We start from the raw sequence: 15,989 nt of genomic DNA, 5'->3' as shown, positions 1-15,989 counted from the left end.
GTGCGTAGTTGCGTTATAATAACGACATTACCCACATTTTTTTTTGATCAAGCATTCCCTTCAGTCGGTTTTCTGATCAACGGCATAAGTTGAGGATGTCAGTATGGCCTTATTACCTATTCTAAGTTTCCCTGATCCCCGCCTTCGCACCATTGCCAAGCCAGTCGAAGAAGTCACTGATGATATTCGTCAGCTTGCAGCAGATATGCTTGAAACCATGTACGAGGCACCGGGTATAGGTTTAGCGGCATCTCAGGTTGATCATCATATTCAGCTTATTGTTATGGACATCTCTGAAGAGAAAAACCAACCGATGGTGTTCATTAACCCCAAAGTCACTCCGCTGACTGTAGATACTCAGCCTTATGAAGAAGGCTGTCTCTCCGTGCCTCAAATATACGACAAAGTTGAGCGTCCGTCACGCGTAAAAATCGAAGCAATTAACCTTGAAGGTCAAGCATTTGAGTTAGAAGCTGACGAACTTCTCGCTGTTTGCATCCAACATGAAATGGATCACTTAAATGGCAAACTTTTTGTGGATTATTTATCGCCATTAAAACGCCAACGTGCCCGTGAAAAAGTGGAAAAATTGGTTCGCCAGCGTGAAAAAGATAAAGTTGCAGTTAAACGTTAAACTGTAAAAAATCATTTAAAGATGTTTTCTTTGTTTCGTTGTGGGTTGCTACTCGCATTCGCCGCGGTCTGTTTGCAGATCGCGGTATTTTTGCAGCCATTACTCCCGAGGCAATATCAAATCGCACCTGTGTGTGAAACCATTACCCAAGCTTTGCTATTACCTAAAATACAAGTCCTATCAAGCCAAGCCGTACATTCTTCGCATCATCACGCACATCAGCTTGAACATACTCAAGTTTCGATGCCGCAACATGATCATCATGATCCGAATCATCAATGTCAGTATTGTACTGTCTATGCCAATTTGATCCTGCCACCTGAGTTGGGGATTAAAGAGGTCTTAGTTCGGATTCAGATCCGTTTAGTGGCCTATCAACATGCCTTTAGGCATGTTTATTTTGCGCTACAACAACTGTTTTTATTGCCCCAAGGGCGAGCCCCGCCACACTTTACATAAATCATTGCTTTTTAAATAGGGCGAATCCATTTCGCCGCTACGAGAGTTTGTAAATGTGATTTTGCAAGCTCAAGCCGTGTTTATGTTTTAAGGGAAAGCTCTTATGGCTCAGCCTAAATTTTTATTACAACCGCTTATGGTTGCGATGCTTGCTGTCTCAAATACCGCGATGGTGTGGGCAAGTACGGAAACTCAATCAACGCAACAACCTGCTCAAGTCGTGCTTGCACCGATCGTCATCACTGCACAACAACCCAATCAGAGCAACGGATTGGTCATTCAAGCTGATCCGAAGCAACCGATTCAGCCAGTGCCTGCAACCGATGGCGCAGATTATTTACAAAGCATTATGGGATTCAATGCCATTAAAAATGGAGGCAGCAACGGCGATGTAACCTTCCGTGGCATGTTTGGTTCGCGCATTAAAATGTTGGTGGATGGCAGTGAAAACCTAGGTGCTTGTCCATCTCGGATGGATGCACCAACCTCATATATTCAACCTGAAAGCTTTGACCAAATCACGGTGATTAAAGGGCCGCAAACGGTTCAATATGCAACGCCTGGGTCTGCGGCAACCGTGATTTTTGAGCGTCAACCTGAGAACCTAAGTAAAGATCAACCTTATCGCGGTCAAGCCAGTGTTTTGCTCGGCTCTTATGGACGTTTAGATCATAATGTTGAAACTGCAATTGGTGATGAAACGAAATATGCACGTTTGAATGCCAATCGTTCTGTGGCGGATGATTATCAAGATGGTGACGGGAAAAATGTTCATTCCAATTGGGAACGTTGGGGCGCGGATCTTGCCCTAGGTTGGAAACCGACTGACGATGCTTGGTTAGAACTTCGTGCAGGTAAAGGCGATGGTGAAGCTGCCTATGCAGGTCGTGGTATGGATGGTGCGCAATTTAAACGTGAAAGTTTGAGCTTACATGCCGAGCAGAAAAATCTGAACAACGTGATTAAAAAAGTCCAAGCACAAGTGGACTATAGCTATAACGATCACATCATGGATAATTTTAGTTTACGTACTCCGCCGATGACCAATATGAATATGCACGACATGCAGATGATGGTACCGAATAAGATGTCGATGCGTGTCGATCGCCGTACGTTAAATACCCGTTTGGTGGTCACGACAGATTGGGATAAATTCAGCGTGGTTTCAGGGTTGGATAGCCAGCATAACAAGCACGGTGGTGACATGATGATGTATGCCATGCCTAAAATGAGTTCGCCTTATGCTGAAAATCTAAAGTTCCAGTCTTATGGTGCGTTTACTGAATGGACTTATAACGTTGATGCCGATCAAAAATTAGTTGCAGGTATGCGCGTCGATCAAGTCAAGATTGATCAACTTCAAAATGGTAAAAACCGTAAGGATACCGTACCAAGTGGCTTTATCCGTCTTGAAAAAGCGTTACCTGAACATGGCGTGAAAACCTATGCAGGCGTGGGCTATGTTGAACGCACCCCTGATTTTTGGGAGTTGTATAGTACTTCAACAGATCGTGGGGTCGGAACAACCGATATGAAGGGTGTCACCACCTATCGTATGATCGATAACTTAGACAATTTGAACAATGAACGTACGGCACAGCTCGATATTGGTTTTCAAGCGGAACATGGTGCATGGAATACGTGGGCTTCTGCCTATGCAGGTTTAATTAAAGATTTCATTTTGTTGGAATATCATACGCCTGATAAGCGAAAACCTTTGGCACGTAATGTGGATGCAACCATTGCTGGGGCAGAAGCGGGTGTTGGTTATCAATTTACTGATCAGATCCAAGCGGATGTATCAACTATGTATGCTTGGGGGAAAAATACCTCTGATGGTCGTGCTTTACCGCAAATTTCACCTTTAGAGGGACGTATTAACCTTCGCTATATCGAGGATAAATATAGTTTGGGGCTATTATGGCGTGTGGTTGCTAAACAAAATCGTATTAGCCTAAATGAAGGAAATGTGGTTGGCTATGACATGAATCCAAGTAAAGCGTTCGATACTTTGGCTTTGAATGGGACATATAAGTTAACAGATACTGTTGATGTGTCAGTTGGTGTCGATAATGTCTTGGATAAGACCTACACCGAACATCTCAATAAAGCGGGTGCGTCCATGTTTGGATATGGCGCCAGTGAACAGTTCAATAATATTGGTCGAAATTACTGGATGCGCATGAGCATGAAGTTCTAATTTAGGATAGGGACGGTCAGCTCAATGCAATGCTTTGGGCTGATCGAAGTTGATATAGGATGAAGCATGCCAAATATTTTGGATCAAAAAATAAGAATTATTCAAGAATTACAACAACAAGGATATTGTCGCATAGTCGTTAACGAATGGACGGATGAAACTCGGCAAGATTTAGTAAATTTGTTGGAACAAGTCGGTGTAGAGAATTATCAGTTTCATAAAATTAAAAATGAATTAAATGCTTATTTGATTGTGCAAGAAAATTTAATTAATACAGTCCCTTATGAATTAGAAAAAGCTTCTAACCCTAGACGTTCATTTTTAAAGATATTGCCATTAACGCTGGCTCTAATGGTGCTTGCTTTTACAGTTTTATTGAGTGGTTATTCCAACGACTTGATGTCCTCTATCATAGTTATCCTGATTCCTTTGATTCTCGGGGCATTATTTGAATATATTATGATTCGAGAACAGGCGAATTCTATTCTTTTATCCAATATATTTAAGATTCAGCCCTTAGTATTGGTGATTGTGATTGCTTTTTGTGTGATTGTTTTAAGAGAAGGAATTATCTGCCTAATTATGTTTTTGCCAATTTTACTGATTGGCTTGTTAGTCGGGGCGGCGCTCATCCGCTTGATTTGCCATTATCTAGGGAAGCCAAGTGTAAAAATATATTCCATTGCGTTATTACCACTCATTTTATGGCTGTTATTACCTGACTTTAATCGGACGCAATATGAGCAAACACAACGCTCAATGGTTATTCATGCCCCAGCAGAAAATGTCTTTCATGCGATTAACAATATCGGGCAGATTCAATCTCAAGAAGTAAAAAATAGTTTTATCTTTACTATGGGGTTTCCAAAACCTATTTCTGGTATGACGGAACAGAAAGATGATCAGATTATCCGTACCATACACTGGGAGCGTGGCATAAAATTTAAAGAAAATGTCACAGCATCTTATCCACCTTATTTATTGTCATGGAATTACCAGTTCGATCCAAACTCTTTTCCTAAAGGATTCTTGGATGATCATTTGGAGATAGGCGGACGTTATTTTGATTTGTTAAAAGCAGACTATGAGCTTGAAGAAATTGATGATACAACGACCAAGTTGACACTGACTATTGATTATCGGATTTCGACAGAATATAACTGGTACAGTAAATTATGGGCGAACTTTATCTTAAATGAATTCAGTGATGTCGTGATGAATTTACATAAGCAGCGATTGGAGAAATAGAGAAAAGAATTCTGTTTTCGTTGTTAGGGGCTAGATTGAATGTTGAAACAAGGTGGACTTTCCACCTTGTTTGATTTTGCATTAAGCTAAACAATCTTGTTTTGGCATTAAACTATCGCAATACAGCGGGTTTAATGCACATTGCAAATCATCAATCTGTTCTTGAGTGACATAACCTTCAGCTTTAAGATATTCTGCAACACGGTCATCACGCAAACTCAAGAATGCAGCATCATATACGCCTAAATCAACAAATAATGCGGCGGTTTCTAGACTATTAAAGTGATCTAAAAAGACGTCATTTTCATACATTAAAAAAATATGTTCAATTTCAGCATTGCTCTCAATTTTTAAGCGCTGTGCTAACTGTTCAGGACGGGTTTTGATAAAAAGCAAATCTGAAAGTTCATCAAATTGAGTTCGATCAAGCTGATTTTCACCTGCTTTCACATGCCCCAACCACGCTTTAAAGACCAATACCGCACCACCGCGCAATAACATGCTCCACATTTGATGGCGAGTATCTTGATCAAGATGAGACGATTCAGTTTCGAGTGCTTTTAAGAAAAGTTCTTCTTGTTGGGCTAGTTTTTCAAATAAACCTAAACCCTGTGGCTGATAAGCAGCAGGTGCGAATACATCAAAATGTAGCTCATCGAAAACATTTAAAGCGAGAGGAACTGCAGCTTGATAGAGGGTATTCAGTGCACGTAAGTGGGTGTCATTTAATTTGTTTTGAGCAAAGATAGTTTGCCAGTTGAGTTGTGGTAAAAGCGCATTGGCACTGTATTGGCGATAAAATTGTTGTGAGCGATGTTCAGGAGTAGGCTGGGGGCTATTCATGATCAATATCCTTTCTGGCTGTATTATTGTGAGAAATCCTAAAGACGTGCAAATAGGTTTCTATTGATTCGCATAAATTTATGCTTTATTCAGAAAGCAAGTAGAATACGACTAAAGTCTTATATGGCGTTTTTTTATATAAAATTTCAATTAAAACAATTCATTATAAAATTGTAAGTAAGTGTACAAACGTTCACTAATGTAAGTGGACTTTTTTGCCATAGTCAAAAATCATTTGAGCACTTTGGTCAATTTTTTAGCAACTCAAGTGCTGATTTTTGATGGTTCTTGCCTATATTTAAAAATATTATGCTATTTATTCGACTTCTTTCCAAAATCCCTTTGCTTTTTCCTAATAGGAGAAATACACAAAGGGTTAAATAATGATGAAAGAGCTCTATTACATCGGCATAATTTTTAAACCCGACAACCAAGCACGTAAACCTGCGGGTTTGAGTGGTTTTTTCAGTAACACAATATTCTGGTTTTTGAGTCGTTGTGGCAATTCAGGATCTGAATCCGCCGTGATCAGTGCCACAGGAACATGTGCGGGCCGATGTTGTTCAATAAAATCTAAACCTCGTTGATCATGATTTAAATGCTGATCAATTAACCAGACTTGAATATCATGTTGTGTGATCAGTGTCAGCGCTTCTTCGGGTTCGGTTGCTGTGAAAATTTGATAGCCCCACTTGCCGAGTAGGGTGCGCATTCCTTCTAAAATGGTTTCATCATTGTCTAAACACAGGACTTTATAGGCGGTATGCTGTAGTGCGGTGGTGTGTGTGGCAGGGGCTTGAGTTTTTGTGGCTTCTGTCAACGGCACTTCAATCATAAAGCACGACCCTTTGCCTAGTTTGGAATGAACGTGGACTGGGAAATCTAAAAGAGAAGTCATGCGCTGCACAATCGCGAGCCCCAACCCCAACCCTTGTTCGCCCCAAGGCGAGGTGTGTCCACAACGCTCAAATTCTTGGAACAATTTAAGCCTTTGTTGCTCGTTTATGCCCGGCCCAGTATCCCAAACCCCAATCCGAATATGATTTGGTCGTTGCGCTGAACGTAATACGCCGACCACAACGCGACCCTGTGCGGTATAGCGGAGGGCATTGCTGACAAAATTTTGAATAATACGTCGCATCCATTGCGGGTCGGTATCGACCCAAAACTTGGTGTCATGGACTTTAAATTGAATATCGCGTTGGGCCGCAATCGATTTGAACTGTAATTCAAGGTCATTGAGCAAATCATGCAATGCATAAGCTTGTCGTTTTGGCTGAATGGTGCCCCCTTCCAAACGCGCAATATCTAACAACGCGGATAACATGCTTTCAGCACCATAAAGTGCTCGATCAAGTTGTTGTAAGGTTTGTTGGTCTTCAGTCGAGTGTATGCTTTGCTCTAGCGCCGTACTGAACAATCGTGCAGCATGCATCGGTTGTAATAAATCATGGCTGGCAGCCGCAAGGAAACGACTTTTGGATTGATTGGCTTTATCGGCCTGTTCCAACGCCAATTGTTGTTCAGTCAGTGCATCTGCGAGCTGTTGGGTACGATCATGGACGCGTTCTTCTAACACGGCTTCATTGGTACGGAAGGCAGTGATATCTGCAAAAGTTGTGACAAAACCGCCCCCTCTGATGGGATTGCCACGCATTTGGATGACCACACCATCTTTACGAATACGTTCAAACTCATGCGCGCTACCCACTTTCATCCAGTGAATCCGTTTACGGACATGCTCTTCAACTGAACCCGGTCCACATTCTCCACGTTCAGCGTTATAGCGAATCAGATCGGCAATTGGACAGCCAACATAAACCAGATCTTTAGGATAATCAAACAGGGTTAGATATTGATTATTCCATGCCACCAAACACATATTTTTATCAACCACACTCACGCCTTGAGTCATATGGTCAATCATCGTCATGAGTAAGTTTTGGTTAAAACGTTGCCATTGGGAGGCTTGGTCTAGAATGTTGGCGACTTGCCCCAAAGCTAAGCCATTATTGATCATGGCTGTGGTCAGCAAGGTACGCGCGGATGCTGCCCCAATAATCCCTGCGAGATACTGCTCGGTGAAACGCCACCACATGCCATTGGCAACATGGTTTTCATTTAAAATGACATGATTTTGTTCACAGAATTGTTGAAATGCTAAGCGTGTGGGCTTTTCACCTGTAACCCGCTTTGCCAAAGCCAGTAAGTCGCCGACTTTCAGACGAGCAGCATTTTGGTGTAAATCCGTCAGATCAGCGGTAGATTGAGCGGAAGGCAGCGGCTTGCTTTCATAATAAAAGAAGCTTTCTGCCTGAATTTGTTCTGCAACACTAGGACGATAAAGACGAGAGATCCAGATATATAAAGCAAGGTTGAGACCCAATGACCAAAGTATCCCATGGGTAAGCGGGGCAAACGATTCAAAACCGAGTAATGCTTCTGGACGCAAGCTATGAATATCAAATGGGCCAAACAAAAGGATGTGTTGCGCAAAGTTCTGATAATGTTCAGGCAAGCTACGCAGCAAGGTTGGAAACAAAAGGGTATAGCTCCACATCGCAAAACCCACAATGAGACCGACATACACCCCTTGGCGACTTGCTCCACGCCAATATAACCCACCAATCAGTGCAGGTGCGAATTGTGCAACTGCACTAAACGCCAGAAGACCGAACACAGAAAGTTGATTAATATCATTGAAGAAATTAAAAAATAAAAAACCCAGTAACATGACGCTCAGGATGCTAATCCGCCGTGTCAGCTTGAGAACTTTAGGCAACTGTCGGTCATGGCGAGAAATAATTTTGAAGCGCCATAGCGCAGGCATGATCAAGTCATTACTGAGCATGATCGAAAGTGCGACTGATGAAACCAAGAGCATGCCAGTGGCAGCAGAAAAACCACCTAAAAATGCCAATAAAGCCAACCAGTCTTGTTGATAGCTGAGCGGGAGCGCTAAAACAGCAATATCAGACGAACCAAGTGATTCAGGGAGTGCATGTAATGCCCAGCTGGCGATTGGAATGATGGCGATTATGGTTAGAATTAAATAAGCTGCAAACCAATGCCGTGCACCACGAATATGTTTTTCGTCACGGAGTTCAACCACAGCGACATGAAATTGGCGAGGTAAACAGATCATCGCCAGTGCAGCGAGTAAGGTCTGCACCCAAAAGGTTTCGGGTACGCCGAGTTCTTGTAAATTATAAAAATGTTGTGAGACGTCATTGCTGACTTGTTTAATATTCTCAGGCGATTGTAATAAGAAAAAACCTGCCACACAGAGTAATGCAAATAGTTTAACAAAGGACTCAAATGCGACTGCCAGCATCAGACCACCGTGTTGTTCGGTGTTGGCAATATGTCGTGTGCCAAAAATCATTGCCAAAATTGCAAGTACCGCAGTCAATAACAAAACGCTATTGGTGGTGGTATGTATATTGGCGTTTTGATCAAGAATCACTGCAGCACTGAGTGCAATTGCGTGTAACTGCAGTGCCAGATAGGGCACAATTGCAATCACTGCCAAAATAGTCACAAGGGCGGCCAAGCTACCACTTTTGCCGTAACGGGCAGCAATAAAATCGGCAATCGATGAAATCGAGTGGTATTGGCGAATACGACCTAAACGTTTCCAAATATCATAACCAAACCAAAGAAATAGCAATGGCCCGAGATAAATAGGTAAGAACAACACTCCTTCACGAACTGCTGCGCCAGTGGCCCCATAGAATGTCCAAGATGAGCAATATACACCTAGGGTTAAGCTAAACAGCAACATTCGACCACGCGTACTGAGTCGACTGGCATGTTTTTCTCCAAAAAATGCACAGCCAAATAACAGCGCGATATAAAGCGCGAGTATGCCAAGAATAAGCCAGCTATTCATATTGCTCACGTGATCAATTCCATTTTTTATCATACCCGAAGCGTGGGCATAGTGAAGCGTACAGATCTGCTTGTAACGACCAAAGTCTAAGTTACGGCATCATCATAAACTTGCTAACTTGGATAGTGAAGAATCCCATAGAGAAAAAGGGGTCCATGGTTGGACACAAAAATAAGGAGTTGATTATGGATGATTCACAAGTAGATCAGATTCTACGCAATCCAAAGTTTAAAGAAATGGTGAGAAGGAAAAGTATTTTAAGTTGGACACTAACAGCAATCATGTTGTTTATCTATGTTGGTTTTATGCTTTTGGTTGGCTACAACAAAGAGTTCTTATCAAGCTCATTTAGTGGTGGTGTAACCACTTGGGGCATTCCTCTCGGATTAAGCATTATCGTGTTGTCGTTTTTATTATGTGGTGTGTATTCCTACATTGCCAATAATAAGCTTGACCAACTCAATGAAGAGGCACTCAAGGAAGTTGAGGCGATTGCACATAAAAAAGGGAAGCACTGAGATGAAAGGGACATCATTTAAAGCGACACTCTTGGCGTTGACCAGCATGTGTTGTTCAAGTATTGCATTTGCAGGGCCTGATCTGGGTACAGCAGAACAACAAGCGACCAACTGGCCTGCGATCATCATGTTTATGATTTTTGTTGGTTTCACTTTGCTGATTACTAAATGGGCTGCTAAAAAGACGCAATCTACACAGGATTTTTATACCGCAGGCGGCGGTATCAGCGGTTTCCAAAATGGTTTAGCGATTGCAGGTGATTATATGTCTGCCGCATCGTTCTTGGGTATTTCCGCGCTTGTATTTATGTCAGGCTTTGATGGTCTATTGTACTCACTTGGTTTTATGGTTGGCTGGCCGATTGTTTTATTCTTGGTCGCGGAGCGTTTACGTAATTTAGGTAAATATAATTTATCAGATGTCGTTTCATTTCGATTGGAAGAAAAACCAGTCCGTACTTTAGCAGCCATTAGCTCATTGGTGGTGGTGGCATTCTATCTGATTGCTCAAATGGTGGGTGCAGGTCAGTTGATCAAACTGTTATTTGGCTTGAACTATAATATCGCGGTGGTGATTGTTGGTTTATTAATGATGGCCTATGTCATGTTCGGTGGAATGTTAGCTACGACTTGGGTTCAAATCATTAAGGCGGTGATGTTACTCAGCGGTGCAACGTTCATGGCCTTTATGGTGATGAAAGCGGTTGGTTTTAGCTTTACCAATATGTTTAATCAGGCGATCGATGTTTACGGTCAAGCACATAATTTAAGCTGGGATGAAGCACTCAGAATTATGGGGCCAGGTACACTCACAGCAAATCCAATTGATGCAGTTTCACTTGGTTTAGCCTTAATGTTTGGTACCGCAGGTTTGCCACATATTCTAATGCGTTTCTTCACGGTCAAAGATGCAAAAGAAGCGCGTAAATCGGTTGTAGTTGCGACGGGCTTTATTGGCTACTTCTATCTGTTAACCTTCATCATTGGTTTTGGTGCAATCCTATTCGTTGCAAACAACCCACAATTCCTTGATCTTGCAAAAATGGCAGTAACTGGCAAGTTAGAACTGATGGGGGGTAACAACATGGCTGCAGTGCATCTAAGTGATGCAGTTGGTGGCGATTTGTTCATGGGCTTCATTTCAGCGGTGGCTTTTGCAACAATCCTTGCAGTGGTTGCAGGCTTGACCCTTTCAGGTGCATCTGCGATTTCACATGACTTGTATGCAAACGTGTTTAAAAAAGGTAAAACCACACCTGCATCTGAGTTACGTATGTCAAAAATGGCAACTTTAGGTTTAGCTATTTTTGCGATGATCTTAGGTATTTTGTTCGAAAAGCAAAACGTAGCATTTATGGTTGGATTGGCATTCTCTGTCGCGTGTTGCGCAAACTTCCCAATTCTTGTGTTATCAATGTTCTGGAAAGGTTTAACGACTCGTGGTGCAGTGATTGGCTGTTTGGTTGGTTTGGTCGGTGCTGTAAGTTTGATTATTCTTTCTAAAGCGGTTTGGGTGGATACGTTGGGTATTGCAGAAACAGCGCCAAATCCATTTAATGGTCCAGCATTATTTGCAATGCCATTATCATTCTTCTGCTGTTGGTTCTTCTCTGTAACGGATAAGTCAGCACGTGCAGAAAAAGAGCGCAAAGCATTTGATGCGCAGTATGTGCGTTCAATGACAGGTGTCGGAGCTACAGGTGCTTCAGATCACTAAACACATTTGATCCTTAAAAATAAAACCCTCATATCAAATGAGGGTTTTTTTATATGTTTATTGATGCATGCTCGCGAGCTGTTTTGATTGGTTCTGATACAAAGACAATCCTGATTTTTGCATGTGACGGCCGTTACGCTCCAACAAAACATTCAATTGAGGAATGAATCTTGCGCCTGTATAAAGTGTCAGATTGCGCAACAGCAGATAATAAGCAAACCAAGATGCGAATCGAGGGGCAAGTCCCAATTTTTTCATTTTTTTACGTCCAATAAAGAACTGGGTCATTTCTAAATGTTGTCGATACGCTAGCTTTTGTTGGAATGTACCTAGATAGCGATATTGCCGTTCAAAGGGTTCTTTAGAAAGACTCGAGCCAAGTGAAATACTACTGGAATCTGATTGTGGATGCGCGAACTGCATCCAATAGATCAGTTTCCAGCCATCTGATTCTTTATCCACTAGCCATTTTTCATCGATCCCCATCAACCAACCTGCATATTTCCAAAAATGCAGAAAATTGTCTACTTCTTGCTGATTTGGGAAAATTCCGAGCGCACGAATGCCAATCAAAACCACACCACTAAATGCAATATTAGTCATCGCTTGATCGTACTGGTTAATCGGTACACCCCACGTTTCAGCGTCCCATTTCTCCGATTTTTGCAATTGATGACGAACCAAGGAATGAATGAAACGGACATAGATCGTTGAGGTAAAGCCTTTGCTGAAACGCTCAAAACCATCTTGTTCGGTGATATCGACCCACCATTTGGTGGTTTCAGCCAAACGTGTTCCTGCTTGTTTGTTTAATGCGCCTGTCAGTACCAAAGGTTGATTAAATCCGGGATACATATAACCCGTCATTAAGGATAAATCTCTTAAAATGAAACCATTATTGGCACCTAAACGATAGGTAAATTTAAGTGCGGCATCTATTTTACTTTGCTCGTACCAACTAGGGGTTTGTTGTACCAAATCAAAAAATGTAGTCAGTTCTGGAATCTCATGTGGCAACTGATCTAAGCCTTGATACAGCGCCGTTTCAAAATACTTCCGATGTTGTCGAGGATTGAGCATTACCCATCGCATGACTTTATCCATAGGTTCATCACCACTTTGCAGTGCGGTGTTGAGGGCGAGATATTCTTGATAACTCGGTTGGACTGTTTGATTCGTCATATAACTTAAGATTGTAGTTTTCATATTTGACTGAATCATTTCCGCAAAGGAAGCCAAACGTTTTGGTTTAATCATACTTTGCATTGCATAACGCCTCTGATTGTTATTTAATCAAAGCATAATATGAATAAATATTCGTATTCAATTCGCATTTAAATTGAGACGAAGTATGAGGAAGCAACCACAGCAACAACGTGCCAAAATGATTGTGGAAAGTATTTTGGAAGGAACGCAAAAATGCATTTCAGAATATGGTGTATTGCATGTCACCACGCCAAAAATTTCTGAAAAATCAGGCGTTAGTGTTGGATCTATTTATCAGTATTTTGAGAATAAAGAACAGATTATTGCTGAATTATTATTACGCAAAAGCGAAGATCTAGGACAAGCTTTAAAACAGTTGGTGACCTTGCAGCAGCAAGCGTCTATTCAAGACATCATCACATTAAGCATTGCGTTTGGCTTTGAATCTCTAAAATCTGATCAAGGTTTTTTTATTGAAATTTTAAAAAATTGGCATGCTTATAGTGATTCAGATGCGGCACAGCTATTGGAAAGACATTTTTTAGAAATCGGGATGTATTTATTTGGGCGTTATTATCCACATTGGGATTTTGAAACTTTGAAACATAAATCTTTTGTGATTATTAACAGTACTTTATTTACCATGATGCGCTATGTCAGTAAGAACACTTTTTTGATTGAAGAGCAACGATTGCAACAAGAACTTGGAAAAATGATTATTGCTTTTTTAGACACAGTCTAAGTTTATGTTGTCACGCCTGATTTGATGAAATGTGTAGTGTATTGGTGAGCAAAGTGGTTGATGATTAGCTGTTCAGTACATTCTTTGTTACCCTAAAAATAACCGAAAGAAAGGTTTTTATTGGAAAGTTGTCAGTTTTGTGTGAGCAAGATTGGTACTTCCATTTGATAAACTCTGATGAGTTTTTTACATATTAGACGTTTTTTATTATTCAATTTCCGTCTTCTAGTGTGCCTAAGCCAAGCAATAGCTATTAGAACAGTATGGAGAAAATATGCATTCCAAAACATCATCTTGGTTGGCTAACGTTAACCGAAATGTTTTCTTTAGTACGGTATTGATCATTGTCGTTTTTCTTTCATTTGCAATCATTGCACCTGATCTCTTTGAAAATTTAACTGCACAAGCAAAACAATGGATTACGGACTCTTTTAGTTGGTTCTATATTTTGTGTGTTGCCATCTTCCTTGTGTTGTTGGTTTATATTGCGTGCTCATCAAGCGGCAATATTAAATTGGGACCCGATCATAGCCAGCCAGATTATAGTAACGGCTCTTGGTTCGCGATGCTGTTTACCGCAGGGATGGGGGTTGGATTGATGTTCTTTGGTGTGGCAGAACCTGTCATGCATTATGTCACTCCTCCAAGTAGTGATCCTGAGACAGTTCAAGCAGCTAAAGAAGCAATAAGAATCACCTTTTTTCACTGGGGTGTACATGCTTGGGCCGTGTATGCCTTAGTGGGCTTATCTCTCGCTTATTTTTCTTATCGCCATAATTTACCTCTAAAAACACGTTCTGCATTGTATCCACTGATTGGTAAAAGAATTTATGGTCGATGGGGCGATGCCATTGATACCTTTGCCACTGTTGGGACGATTTTTGGTGTCGCAACGTCATTGGGCTTTGGTGTATTACAGGTCAATGCTGGTTTAAATTATTTAGTAGGTATCGAGCAGAGTACCGGCACACAAATTGGTTTAATTATTTTCGTTAGTATCTTGGCTGCTTTGTCGGTTTTTGCTGGGTTAGATAAAGGTGTAAAGCGCCTATCAGAACTTAATTTAATACTTGCAGTAATATTGGTGGTTTTTGTTTTCTTGGCAGGACCAACGCTACACTTACTCCGCACTACCGTTGAAAATACGGGACAGTATCTTTCCAACTTATTTGTGATGACTTTTAATTTACAGGCCTATGAGTCGACGGGTTGGATCGGCGGCTGGACGGTTTTTTATTGGTCTTGGTGGATCGCTTGGTCGCCATTTGTTGGGATGTTTATCGCGCGTGTTTCACGCGGTCGAACCATTCGAGAATTTATTCTCGGCGTTATTCTGATTCCGACAGGTTTTACCATTGTTTGGATGGGTTTCTGGGGAAATGCCGCACTCTTTAGCATCATGCAAGAAAACAATATTGCGTTGATGCAAATGGTGCAACAAGATTCATCAGTGGCACTTTTTGAGTTTTTAAATCATTTGCCGTTCTCGGCTGTGATGAGTTTATTGGCGGCAATACTGGTTTTACTTTTCTTTGTGACCTCTGCGGATTCAGGTGCTTTAGTTGTGAATTATCTCACGGCTAAAGATGAAAACACACCTGCATGGCAGCGTGTATTTTGGGTGGTGTTGATCTCGATCCTCACTATTTGTTTGCTCTTGGTTGGTGGTCTGTCCACGTTACAGGCTTCAATGTTGGTGAGCGCATTACCATTTGCCGTGATTATGTTGCTGATGGCTTGGGGCTTGCTGAAAGCGTTGAATCTCGATGCTACCAAATCAAAAATGTTGACCGAAGCTCGAACCACGCCAAGAGCGATGAACAATCCACGCAGTTGGCAACAGCGTTTAGGCTTGATTATGCATTACCCTCATACGGAAGATGAGGTGAAGCAATATATTGCAACTCAAGTGCTAAAAGCATTTGAAGCAGTACAGGCCGAATTTAAACGTCGGAAGTTAAGCGTCGCTATTGATGAAACCGAACAAGGTTTGCGTTTGCGTGTCGATCATCACCAAGAAATTAACTTTGAATACACTGTTTTTTCAAGCAAGACCACGCCACCGAGCTTTATGCTGGGGCAGGGTGAAGCGGATGATAGTGAATATTTTCAAGCCGAGGTGTTCTTGCGTGAAGGTGGGCAAAATTATGATGTAATGGATTGGACACAGGAAGACTTGATCCAAGATATTATTGATCAATACGAACGCCACTTATATTTCCTTAACGTTGTGAGAAGCTGATAAAAGTGGCAAACAAACAAAAAAGAAGTCCTCAGGGACTTCTTTTTTGCTATTTAAGAGCTAAAAATTCATATTTATGCCGATAAAAGCACCAAACCAATCGTTTTTGTAGAAAAAAGAAACAAGCAAAAGGAAAAGTTAAAAAAAGGGGTTGTGTGGAGTTGGAAATGCTGTAGAATGCACATCCATCGGCGGTGATGCGGATAAAAACTTGTTGAGAAACAAGGATTTGGATTGAAAGATTTAAATCTTGTGTTTAAGAATAAGTTTTAAAAATATCTAAATTGC

The 15,989-nt window shown here is 41.3% G+C and carries 11 protein-coding genes; 8 read left to right on the top strand and 3 right to left on the bottom strand.

Annotated elements, in window-relative coordinates:
- Nucleotides 1–103 precede the first annotated feature (103 nt).
- The 4 genes from def (at nt 104) to EAH57_RS12520 (ending at nt 4,541) form a co-directional block, all read left to right on the top strand.
- Entirely contained in the window at nt 104–634 is a 531-nt protein-coding gene (def, locus tag EAH57_RS12535; RefSeq protein WP_121930342.1) for a peptide deformylase, read from the top strand.
- Between the two features lie 21 nt (nt 635–655).
- Nucleotides 656–1,093, top strand: coding sequence for a DUF2946 family protein (locus EAH57_RS12530; protein WP_121930341.1), 438 nt, complete (start codon nt 656–658; stop codon nt 1,091–1,093).
- A 103-nt stretch (nt 1,094–1,196) separates the two neighbouring features.
- Nucleotides 1,197–3,293 (top strand): TonB-dependent copper receptor, encoded by a 2,097-nt coding sequence (locus EAH57_RS12525; RefSeq protein WP_121930340.1) that lies wholly within the window; start codon nt 1,197–1,199, stop codon nt 3,291–3,293.
- Nucleotides 3,294–3,359: 66 nt separating this feature from the next.
- The gene (locus tag EAH57_RS12520) at nt 3,360–4,541 is read left to right on the top strand and encodes a hypothetical protein (RefSeq protein ID WP_121930339.1); all 1,182 of its coding nucleotides are present in this window, start codon (nt 3,360–3,362) and stop codon (nt 4,539–4,541) included.
- A gap of 81 nt (nt 4,542–4,622) precedes the next feature.
- Here the strand turns inward: EAH57_RS12520 and EAH57_RS12515 are convergent, their stop codons facing one another.
- Nucleotides 4,623–5,384 carry a hypothetical protein gene (locus tag EAH57_RS12515; RefSeq protein ID WP_121930338.1) on the bottom strand — a complete coding sequence of 254 codons (762 nt, stop codon included), beginning with the start codon at nt 5,382–5,384 and terminating at the stop codon, nt 4,623–4,625.
- 400 nt (nt 5,385–5,784) lie between these two features.
- Nucleotides 5,785–9,276 carry a PAS domain-containing hybrid sensor histidine kinase/response regulator gene (locus EAH57_RS12510; RefSeq protein ID WP_121930337.1) on the bottom strand — a complete coding sequence of 1,164 codons (3,492 nt, stop codon included), beginning with the start codon at nt 9,274–9,276 and terminating at the stop codon, nt 5,785–5,787.
- Nucleotides 9,277–9,461: 185 nt separating this feature from the next.
- Here EAH57_RS12510 and EAH57_RS12505 point away from each other — a divergent pair, with 185 nt between their 5' ends.
- Complete coding sequence (locus tag EAH57_RS12505; protein ID WP_121930336.1) at nt 9,462–9,794, top strand: DUF485 domain-containing protein; 333 nt, start codon at nt 9,462–9,464, stop codon at nt 9,792–9,794.
- Between the two features lies 1 nt (nt 9,795).
- Nucleotides 9,796–11,511, top strand: a complete 1,716-nt coding sequence (locus EAH57_RS12500) for a cation acetate symporter (protein WP_121930335.1) — start codon at nt 9,796–9,798, stop codon at nt 11,509–11,511.
- A 57-nt stretch (nt 11,512–11,568) separates the two neighbouring features.
- On the opposite strand, the gene EAH57_RS12495 is transcribed toward EAH57_RS12500, so the two are convergent.
- Nucleotides 11,569–12,777, bottom strand: coding sequence for an oxygenase MpaB family protein (locus EAH57_RS12495; RefSeq protein ID WP_121930334.1), 1,209 nt, complete (start codon nt 12,775–12,777; stop codon nt 11,569–11,571).
- Nucleotides 12,778–12,862: 85 nt separating this feature from the next.
- On the opposite strand from EAH57_RS12495, the gene EAH57_RS12490 reads away from it, so the two are divergent.
- Complete coding sequence (locus EAH57_RS12490; RefSeq protein WP_121930333.1) at nt 12,863–13,459, top strand: TetR/AcrR family transcriptional regulator; 597 nt, start codon at nt 12,863–12,865, stop codon at nt 13,457–13,459.
- Between the two features lie 274 nt (nt 13,460–13,733).
- Complete coding sequence (locus tag EAH57_RS12485; RefSeq protein ID WP_005194615.1) at nt 13,734–15,701, top strand: BCCT family transporter; 1,968 nt, start codon at nt 13,734–13,736, stop codon at nt 15,699–15,701.
- Nucleotides 15,702–15,989 lie beyond the last annotated feature (288 nt).

This window comes from Acinetobacter sp. 2JN-4, from assembly GCF_003687745.1.
In the GTDB taxonomy this organism is placed as follows: Bacteria; Pseudomonadota; Gammaproteobacteria; order Pseudomonadales; family Moraxellaceae; genus Acinetobacter; species Acinetobacter halotolerans.
This window is presented reverse-complemented; position numbering and strand designations above follow the sequence as displayed.